Below are 9526 nucleotides of genomic sequence, written 5' to 3'. Positions count from 1 at the left end.
GAGTCCCGCCCGTTGCCGGCGTACGACATGGCGCGATCCGGGGAAAAGATGTCGGGGCCATGAAGCGTTAAAAAGCGCAAACTGTTTGAGGCTTGCCGAGTTTTTGCGCTTTAGCTTCATGGGCCCGGCATCCCCCGGATCGTGCTGGAGAAGCCGGCAATGGGCGGGACTCAGCGACATGGTGGCCGCAGCTATGATCAAGCCCTGAATTTCATTGAGATGTTGCTTTTTAAAATACAATGAGCATTTTTAACCCATTGTTATATCAATAATAACATGATTATTTTGATCATAAATTCTGAATTTTAAATGAAAAGGGCATGAGAAAACAAGCTGTTTCAATGAAGCCGTCTATGCCGGAAAAGGAAAAAATATTCCTTTCACGCCGCGAAATACTTACTGCGATCCGGATTGATTTTTCGCAATACCCGCCTCAGCACGACCTGTTCAAACGACTGTGTCCGATAATTTTCGGTGACGCTGTCAATGTGCGTAACGATTGGCGACAGGAAGGCGTATGGATAAGCTCCCAAAATAAAACCCCCCATCGTTTCCTGTCATGGCAGGCGCTGGGTGACTATCTGTACGATGCACTCCGGTCTTCGATGATCCCTCTGGAAAAACTGTCAAAAATCTCCGGAATGGTATTACAGATCCCCGCTTTCGTGGGATACGAAACGGAAAACGGGGAGCCGGGTATCTGGGTCGAAATGGATATGCAGGATCTGCGGTGCAGGCAATGCGGCCAATGCTGCCTTAACCTCAACTATCATAACGAGTGCACCCGGGAAGATTACGAGGTATGGCGGAAGCTTGGCAGAACAGACATCATGGATTGGGTGGGAATGGCCGATGAGAACGGAAAATCAGTCCCCAGGCATATCTGGGTATATCCCGGCACCAACCTGTATGCCAGGGTGTGCCCGTGGTTAAAAAAAACAGATGGAATAAACAGCTACACCTGTCTGATTCACGATGTAAAACCTGAAATTTGCCGTCAGTACCCGGGAACCCGAAAACATGCCTTCATGACTGGCTGTCCGGGGTTTGAAACATAGCGTCCCCCGCCACCCGCTGCCTTTTCAGTTTTTCCGTACCATCTCCGGCCAGTGAATTCATCAGGCAGACCGTCCAACTATCAATTATTTCTATCCGTTTCATTCAAGACATTGATATTTCCAAATTGACAAACTCCGCTCCGGCCTATAAAAGGGACGAATGATCCGGATCATGTCCGCATCATTGCGAGTGCTATTTTGACGCTCGTATTTTATTTCAAAAGGAGCCGGCATGCCTGAATCCGTAATTTATTTTGATAATGCGGCCACCTCATGGCCCAAGCCTGAAGACACCCTCAAAGCGATGGAACATTACTTTCATTGCATCGGGGCCAGTCCGGGCCGATCCGGCCACCGCCTGGCGATTGATGCCGGCCGGGAACTGGTCGAGACCCGGATAACTCTTGCCAGGCTGTTCAATATCTCCGATCCGCTGCGCATCGTCATTGCCAAAAATGCTACCGAAGCGCTTAATTTTGCCGTATTCGGGCTTCTTAAGCCGGAGGATCACGTGATCACTTCGAGCATGGAACACAACTCGGTCATGCGGCCGCTCAGAGAAATGGCATCCCGGGGCATGCAGCTTTCCGTAATCCGGTGCTCCGCTGCCGGCGAACTTGACCCGAAGGATATCGCCGACGCCATTCAACCCAATACCCGGGCCATTTTTCTGACCCACGCATCCAATGTCACCGGAACGATCATGCCGGTAGCGGAAGTGGGAACCATCGCAAAAGAGCACGGGCTGGTGTTCTGTGTGGATGCCGCTCAGACGGCCGGGACGGTTCCCATCGACGTAAGCGCCATGAATATTGACCTGCTGGCCTTTACCGGCCACAAATCCCTGTGTGGTCCCCAGGGAACCGGGGGGCTTTACATCCGAAAAGGTCTGGACAAAGAAATTTCTCCCCTTGAAATGGGCGGCACCGGCAGCAGATCCGAATTTGAAGCTCAGCCGGATTTCATGCCGGACAAATATGAATCCGGCACACCGAACACCATCGGCATATTCGGTCTGGGAGCCGGGGCCCGTTCCGTTCTGTCCAGAGGGGTTGAGCATATCCGCGATTCGGAAATGGCGCTGACCACCATGTTCATTGACGGACTGGACGCCATAACCGGAGCAACCGTTTACGGCACCCGAAACAGCGAACAGCGGATTTCCGTGGTCTCCTTTACCCTTACCGTAAAAAGCCCGTCCGATCTGGCCCTTGAATTTGACGAAGCCAGCAATATCATGTGCCGACCGGGGCTTCACTGCGCGCCATCGGCACACAGAACCATCGGCACTTTTCCGGAAGGAACGGTCCGGTTTGCCTTCGGATACTATAATACAAAAGATCAGGTGCAGACCGCGCTGAACGCCATAGACAAAATTACAACGCCAACAAAGAGGTAACCCCCATGCCAATCATCGTAGACGCCCGGGGCTTAGGATGCCCTCAGCCGGTAATCAACACGAAAAAGGCGCTTGAAACTGCTGACGCCATAACCGTAATTGTGGACAACCCCACCGCCCGGGAAAATGTCAGCCGTATGGCGAATTCACTTGGATGCACTGTATCTGCGGAAGAAAAAACAGACGGGATATATCTCAGCATCCACAGACAGTTGTCAGAACCCGGACAACTCTCAACCGCTTCAATTTCCGGCCGGAAAACTGAGCCGGACATCGCCTGTACTTCCGGACCTCTGGTGACGGTCATCTCAGCTGACCAGATGGGCAGGGGTAGCGAAGAACTGGGTTCTGTGCTGATCAGAAGTTTTATGCACACTCTGGGAGAAATATCCCCGATTCCCGATGTCATAATTTTTTTAAACACGGGGGTCAATCTGACCATAAAATCCTCCGAGGTTCTTGAGGATTTAAAAGAACTTCAGGCAAAAGGCGTACGTATCCTGGTGTGCGGAACCTGCCTGAATTATTTCGGACTTACCGATCAGCTCGATGTCGGAATGGTTTCCAATATGTATGATATCGCCGAGGCAATGTTCTCTGCCGGAAAGCTGGTGACCCTCTGAATGACCAGCCAAACTATTATGTTGCCCTGTTCAGTTCGGTCAATCATACCCTGATGGCGGAAAAACTGCTGAAAAAGGAGCAAATGCCCTATAAAGTCATTCCTGTCCCCAGACACATCAGTTCAGACTGCGGGGTGTGTATCCGTTTTCTAAAAACGGACAAACCACACATCGAGCGGCTTCTCAGCGATCGGGTGGCGATCGATGCCATCTGCCCGTTATAGCGCCCGGTACGCCCGTCGATCAGTCAAACAACCCGAAGTGAATGCCGCCACAGACAGCCCCATTCCCGCATCCTTCTGAAATTTTGCTTGAATTTCAATTCCAAATAATATAATTAGCAGGTGATTATTCAGTCTATCGGCCTTATCTGTTTTTAGTGACAGCCTTTACAAACAGATAACATTTTAACTTTAAACCAAGGGATACAACCATGAACGAAGGGGACTCGGGCAGTAGTCCTTATCACTTATGCAGACAATCTGGTTGCGATTATAACCAATCGTTTTTCCCGTCTAAAGGTATGCAGGCATACGAATCCCGCCTCACACACGCCGTTGATCGCTAAGGTGTAGGCATCTTTCGTCCGGCTTGTTATCCCTGCGATGGGAAACAGGAACGGAAGGAGATGCTCGATGACTCCATTAGAACAAGAACACGTATCACCTTTTCCGTCTGCTCCAGAGGATCAATTTGGTACTATAGAAGCACTGCGTGAGCTGCATCCGTCTGACATCGCTGAAAAAATTGAATTTCCCGTTTTGCCGGCCCAGCAGATTATCGAAATTCTGCTTCAGATCGGAAATGGCAAGGCCATTGAGGCGTTTGAACAGCTTACGATTGAAACTCAGCAGGCATGCCTGGAAACAGGCAACGCCCGGACCATGCTCCGATTCATTGAAAACATGGGGCCGGATGATCGGGTTGATTTACTCAAACGGGTGGATGAAGATATCCGCGAAGCAATGATGCCGTTGATTGCTCAGGCGGAACGTAATGAAATCCGCCAGCTCTGGAATTATGAGGAAGGCACAGCCGGTTCGGTCATGACAACCGAATATGCTTATCTGCCCCAGGACATTACCGCACGGACCGCCCTGGAGCGATTGCGGTTGCAGGCACCGAACAAGGAAACCATTTATTACGTCTATATCACCAATTCAAATCGTGAACTGCTGGGCATGATCACTTTACGGGATCTGATCATGTCAAAACCCCAGGCGGAATTATCCGCTATCATGCAAAGCAATGTGATTTCGGTTGCCCATGGCATGGATGTTGAAGCCGTTGCCCGGCTGATTTCCAAATACGATTTTCTCGCCGTTCCGGTGGTCGATCCTCAAAACCGCCTGCTTGGCATTATTACGGTTGACGACGTCATTGACATTATCAGCGCTGAAAATACCGAAGATTTCCAACTCATTTCCGGGGTTGTACCGTTTGAGGAAAGCTACTTTAAACGCCCACTGGTCAAGCTGTTCTGGAACCGCTTTCTGTGGCTGGCCATACTGCTGTTTACTTCCGTTTTGTCAGTAGCCGTGATGCAATGGCATTCGGCCGCCCTTCACCAAATGATGGCGCTGGCATTTTTTATACCAATGGTAACCGGGACATGCGGTAACGCAGGAACCCAGTCCGCCACGATGGTGGTTCGCGGCCTTGCCCTGGGCGAAATTCAGTCCGGAGACATAATCAAGGTATTCTACCGCGAGCTGCTGATGGGGCTTGCCCTGGGATGCGCGTTAGGTATCATGGCCTATTTTCGTGTCGCCCTGCAGGATAACAATACGATGCTTGCGTTCATCGTGGCCACCGCGCTTCTGGCCACCCTGCTGACAGCCAATCTGACCGGTGCACTGATCCCGATTTTTCTTAAAAAAATGAAACTGGACCCGGCACTGACTGCCGGCCCGTTTATCGCGACGATCATTGACGCAGTCGGCATCACTATTTATTTTCAGATCGCCATATTATTAATGAAAATATTTTAGAGCAATCCGCCCGGCTGGTTCTCAGACCTGATGGCGTCATCCTGCGTCATGGCACATCAGGCCTGAAACATATCAGCGGCATGACATGTGCGGCCGACCGAATGCTTTTCTGCTTAGCACCCGAATCGAACTTGAATAAAATCCGGCGGAGGGTTCAAGGACAATGATGAGCCGCAAACCACTTCGAAAGGATAACTCATCAGAAGCGCAGTCGACATGCAGGATACGTTTCAATCGTTCCGATGACGGCACGCTGATTGTTCAGCTGTCAGGAAACTGGCAAATCGGCCAGGCATCGCCATCCGGCGACGAGCTTCGCCAAGAGCTGAAGCGTGCGCCTCAAGCACGCCATATGGCCTTTGATACACAGGATCTGGCCGGATGGGATACCGGGTTGCTGACCTTTCTGGTCAGGATCAGTGATATCTGTTCGCAGACAGGCATCCAGACGGACCTGAACGGATTGCCACAGGGAGTACAACGGCTGCTGGCACTGGCCTCAGCCGTTCCTGAAAGAAAGGGGGCAAGAAAGAAACCCCAACGTATCTCTTTTATTGCCGGAATCGGAGAGGCGGCCATCGGGTTTGTCCATTCAACCCGGGAAATAACGGACTTTATCGGCGAAGCGTTCATTTCCTTCGCCAGGCTGGTACTCGGAAGGGCCCGGCTGCGCCGCTCGGATCTGTTAGCTATCATTCAGGAATGCGGTGCCCGGGCCCTTCCCATTGTCACGCTGATCAGTGTTCTGGTTGGACTGATTCTTGCGTTTGTAGGCGCCATCCAGCTGAAAGTATTTGGTGCTCAGATTTACGTGGCGGATCTGGTAGGCATCGGCATGGTTCGGGAGATGGGAGCCATTATGGCCGGAATTATTATGGCCGGCCGCACCGGCGCGGCTTTTGCGGCACAGCTGGGAACCATGCAGGTGAATGAAGAAATCGATGCGCTCAAAACCCTGGGGATTTCCCCTGTCGAATTTCTAGTTCTGCCACGGTTGATCGCCCTTGCGCTGATGATGCCCCTGCTGTGCGTCTATGCGGACCTGATGGGAATCATCGGAGGACTGATTGTCGGCGTGGGCATGCTCGACCTGAATATAATCGAGTACTGTAACCATACCCGGGAAGCGGTCAGCCTGAATGATTTCTGGATCGGCATTTTCATGAGCGCCGTATTCGGTGTTCTCGTGGCTCTCGCCGGATGTCTTCGGGGCATGCACTGCGGTCGAAGCGCATCTGATGTCGGAGATGCCGCCACATCGGCCGTCGTAACCGGCATCGTCTGCATCATCGTTTCCACAGCAATCATCACCATCATATGCGATGTCATCGGAATTTAGCGCCCTTGCGGGCGGACTGAAGAGCGCTTCGCTTGAGGACCGCTATCGCTTGAGGAGCACTTCGTTTGAGGCAAAAGAAAAAAAACAAAACATTTTTATTGGACTCGATCATAACTTGGGCCATAGTTCTGATTACGACTTACGACTGTCACCCGGAGACCGAAAAATGCCAGAACCCCACATCATCGTTTGCGATCTCGAAATGGCCTATGGTGATTTTGTCATTCAGCGTGATCTCAACTTTACCATTTATCGTGGCGACATCTTTATTATTATGGGTGCAAGCGGCTGCGGAAAAACGACCCTCATGCACCACCTGACTGGTCTCAAGGAGCCGGTCGCAGGAAAAGTTTTTTACGGCGATGTCAGTTTCTGGGATGCCGAACCGGATCAGCAGAAGCAGATCATGAAACGTTTTGGCGTTCTTTACCAGAGCGGCGCTCTCTGGAGCTCCATGACCCTGGCTGAAAACGTCGCGCTGCCCCTGGAAGAATATACCGACCTGAGCCCGGCCGCCATCAGAGAGATCGTTTCATTCAAACTTGCGCTCGTTGGCCTGGCGGGATTCGAGGATTTTTATCCATCCGAAATCAGTGGCGGCATGCACAAACGGGGGGGGCTTGCCAGAGCCATGGCACTGGACCCTGAAATCCTTTTTTTTGACGAACCGTCGGCCGGACTCGATCCGGTCAGCGCCCGTCTGCTGGATGATCTGATCCTCGAACTCAGGGACAGTCTCGGTGCCACCGTCGTGGTGGTCACACACGAACTGGCAAGTATATTTGCCATCGGAAACAATTCCGTGTTTCTTGATCCTGAAACAAAAACCATCATCGGCGCGGGAAACCCGAAAACCCTTCTTGCCGAATCAGACAACCCTGCCGTTCAGCAATTTCTCACACGGGGTAAAAGCGGGAAAAATGAGGTGCCATTATGAGCAGACAGCCCAACAGGACGTTGATTGGCGGCTTTGTCCTGGGAGCAATCGTCCTGGCGGTTACCGCCGTGTTGTTTTTCGGCAGTGGCCGGTTTCTGGTCAAACGATACCCTTTTGTCATGTATTTCGATGGCTCAGTACAGGGACTTTCCGAAGGTGCGCCGGTTGTCTTCAAGGGCGTCAAGATCGGCACGGTTACCGGAATCGAGCTTCGATTGGAAGGCAGGGAAATGAATATCCGGATTCCGGTTTTTGTAGAATTCGAACCGGAAAAAATCTCCAGCCCCCACGGCATCCGGGATTTCAGCAAAAAGCTCATGGAAACAGATGTTCACCAAAGGATCAGCATACTGGTTGACAGGGGGCTCAGGGCGCAGCTTGGCCTTCAGAGTGTGGTTACCGGCCAGCTTCTGATCAACCTGGATTTTCATCCGGACAAACCGGCGCGGCTGATTGGAATCGATACGGAATACCCGGAACTGCCCACCATTCCGTCAAGCTTTGAGGAAATTTCCAGCACGATCCAACAGCTCCCCATTCAGGAGCTTGTCAGCAAACTGATCCTGGCGATCGAGGGAATCGAGCGGGCTGTAAATTCCCCCAAACTGACAGAAGGAATGGACAGTCTGAACCTGTCACTGAAAGAGATGGGCAAATTGGTCCGTCATATTGATAAACGGATTGATCCACTGACAGATGGTATTGAACTGACACTGAACGATACACGGAATCTGGTCCGACATCTCGATGATCAGATCACTCCACTGGCGTCGGGGATCGGGAACACCCTTTCAGATACCAGAAATCTGATTTTACATCTCGACGGAGAGATTGAGCCCCTGGCCTCCGGCCTCCGGCTCACTTTCACGGAAGCCCGGGCAAGTCTGATACAGGCAAGGGAAACCCTTCTGTTATTTCAAGGAGTCATTGCAGAGGACTCCCCCATGGGCTATCAAATTAGCCGATCATTGAAAGATCTTTCATCTGCTGCCCGTTCCATTCAGGCATTGACAGATTATCTCGAAGAGCATCCGGAGGCCCTGCTTCGCGGAAAATCATCACCAGGAGGTCCATAATGCCCAGAGTCATTTTATGTCTGATTACCAGCGCATGTCTGCTGATTCCTGCAGGATGTTTCAATATCGGAAGCAACACCCGGCCGGCAAACACCTATTTTATGCTGAGCCCGGTTACTGCCCCTAACCCCGCGCTCCAGAGCGGCAGCGCCGGACAGGCAGGTGTTATTGGCGTCGGCCCGGTTGAACTTGCCACATATCTGAACCGGCCGAATATCATGATCCGGATCAACAGAAATGAACTCCGGGCAGCTGACTTTGCCCGATGGGCTGAACCCCTGACAGACAACTTTTCCCGCACACTGGCTGAAAATATTTCCATACTGGCACCAGAAAACCGGATAATTATGTTCCCCTGGAATCGAACCCAACGCACAGATTATCAAATCAGCGTCAACGTGATCCGTTTTGACGGCACCTTCGGCGATAACGTAACCCTTATATCGCGCTGGACGCTTTCAGAAAAAAACGGGGAAAACATCCTGCTCAGCAGGCAATCGACCTTCAGTGAGCCCCTGCCCGATAGAAACTATGCAGTCATGGTCTCTGCCCTGAGCCGTACACTCGAATCCCTCAGCCGCGAAATCGCTGTAGAGATTAAAAGTCAGATGACAGATAACAAATGACTGAGGGCTGAGGATATAGATCCAATATTTCCCAATTATCCCTTTTACTTTTCCTTTTCTCTTTTTTTTATCCTCTGACCTCTGACCTCTGTCTTCTGACCTCTGTCTTCTGACCTCTGTCTTCTGACCTCTGTCTTCTGACCTCTGTCTTCTGACCTCTGTCTTCTGGCCTCTGTCTTCTGGCCCTTTCCCCTTAACCCTTTTTATCCGATAATCAATTTGACATGTGGTTTACGACTCGTTAAAGTCAAACTCACCTTTATCTGAAACACCCTTTAACCAGGACTGCAAGCACCCCGTTGTTTCACTGCAGTTTATTCAACGGGTCTTAACCGGAATCGGGCTACATGATCAGGCTTCAAAAAAAATATGCGGGCGCAATCGCCACAGTGGCAATCTGTACCGTATTCCTTTCTGCCCTGCTCGTATTTTCCGACTTCTTCCTGAATCGGGCGTCATTGACAAACAGAATCAAGG

Annotated in this window: 10 protein-coding genes; all 10 read left to right on the top strand. The window is 51.2% G+C overall.

Annotated features, from left to right (window positions below; all coding sequences use genetic code 11):
* On the top strand, positions 1-208 hold a 208-nt coding region (locus tag PHQ97_15280; GenBank protein ID MDD4394094.1), incomplete at its 5' end, for a hypothetical protein.
* Between the two features lie 112 nt (positions 209-320).
* The gene (locus tag PHQ97_15275) at positions 321-1058 is read left to right on the top strand and encodes a YkgJ family cysteine cluster protein (protein MDD4394093.1); all 738 of its coding nucleotides are present in this window, start codon (positions 321-323) and stop codon (positions 1056-1058) included.
* A 232-nt stretch (positions 1059-1290) separates the two neighbouring features.
* A complete protein-coding gene (locus PHQ97_15270) occupies positions 1291-2457 on the top strand; it encodes an aminotransferase class V-fold PLP-dependent enzyme (protein ID MDD4394092.1) in 1167 nt (388 codons plus the stop codon).
* Between the two features lie 5 nt (positions 2458-2462).
* Positions 2463-3080, top strand: coding sequence for a sulfurtransferase-like selenium metabolism protein YedF (gene yedF, locus PHQ97_15265; GenBank protein ID MDD4394091.1), 618 nt, complete (start codon positions 2463-2465; stop codon positions 3078-3080).
* Between the two features lie 26 nt (positions 3081-3106).
* Complete coding sequence (locus PHQ97_15260; GenBank protein MDD4394090.1) at positions 3107-3304, top strand: DUF3343 domain-containing protein; 198 nt, start codon at positions 3107-3109, stop codon at positions 3302-3304.
* Between the two features lie 411 nt (positions 3305-3715).
* The gene (mgtE, locus tag PHQ97_15255; protein ID MDD4394089.1) at positions 3716-5071 is read left to right on the top strand and encodes a magnesium transporter; all 1356 of its coding nucleotides are present in this window, start codon (positions 3716-3718) and stop codon (positions 5069-5071) included.
* A 163-nt stretch (positions 5072-5234) separates the two neighbouring features.
* Complete coding sequence (locus PHQ97_15250) at positions 5235-6410, top strand: ABC transporter permease (GenBank protein ID MDD4394088.1); 1176 nt, start codon at positions 5235-5237, stop codon at positions 6408-6410.
* A 166-nt stretch (positions 6411-6576) separates the two neighbouring features.
* On the top strand, positions 6577-7347 hold the full coding sequence (locus PHQ97_15245; GenBank protein ID MDD4394087.1) for an ATP-binding cassette domain-containing protein: 771 nt from the start codon (positions 6577-6579) through the stop codon (positions 7345-7347).
* The gene (locus PHQ97_15240; GenBank protein ID MDD4394086.1) at positions 7344-8423 is read left to right on the top strand and encodes an MlaD family protein; all 1080 of its coding nucleotides are present in this window, start codon (positions 7344-7346) and stop codon (positions 8421-8423) included. The genes PHQ97_15245 and PHQ97_15240 overlap by 4 nt, the downstream gene beginning before the upstream one ends.
* The gene (locus PHQ97_15235) at positions 8423-9049 is read left to right on the top strand and encodes a PqiC family protein (protein ID MDD4394085.1); all 627 of its coding nucleotides are present in this window, start codon (positions 8423-8425) and stop codon (positions 9047-9049) included. The genes PHQ97_15240 and PHQ97_15235 overlap by 1 nt, the downstream gene beginning before the upstream one ends.
* Positions 9050-9526 lie beyond the last annotated feature (477 nt).

It is taken from the genome of Desulfobacterales bacterium, assembly GCA_028704555.1.
Classification (GTDB): domain Bacteria; phylum Desulfobacterota; class Desulfobacteria; order Desulfobacterales; family JAQWFD01; genus JAQWFD01.
This window is presented reverse-complemented; position numbering and strand designations above follow the sequence as displayed.

Excerpts from the sequence above, each read along its gene's own strand:
- PHQ97_15275 (MDD4394093.1), top strand. The coding sequence starts at position 321 with ATGAGAAAACAAGCTGTTTCAATGAAGCCGTCTATGCCGGAAAAGGAA.
- PHQ97_15270 (MDD4394092.1), top strand. The coding sequence starts at position 1,291 with ATGCCTGAATCCGTAATTTATTTTGATAATGCGGCCACCTCATGGCCC.
- yedF (MDD4394091.1), top strand. The coding sequence starts at position 2,463 with ATGCCAATCATCGTAGACGCCCGGGGCTTAGGATGCCCTCAGCCGGTA.
- mgtE (MDD4394089.1), top strand. The coding sequence starts at position 3,716 with ATGACTCCATTAGAACAAGAACACGTATCACCTTTTCCGTCTGCTCCA.
- PHQ97_15250 (MDD4394088.1), top strand. The coding sequence starts at position 5,235 with ATGATGAGCCGCAAACCACTTCGAAAGGATAACTCATCAGAAGCGCAG.
- PHQ97_15245 (MDD4394087.1), top strand. The coding sequence starts at position 6,577 with ATGCCAGAACCCCACATCATCGTTTGCGATCTCGAAATGGCCTATGGT.
- PHQ97_15240 (MDD4394086.1), top strand. The coding sequence starts at position 7,344 with ATGAGCAGACAGCCCAACAGGACGTTGATTGGCGGCTTTGTCCTGGGA.
- PHQ97_15235 (MDD4394085.1), top strand. The coding sequence starts at position 8,423 with ATGCCCAGAGTCATTTTATGTCTGATTACCAGCGCATGTCTGCTGATT.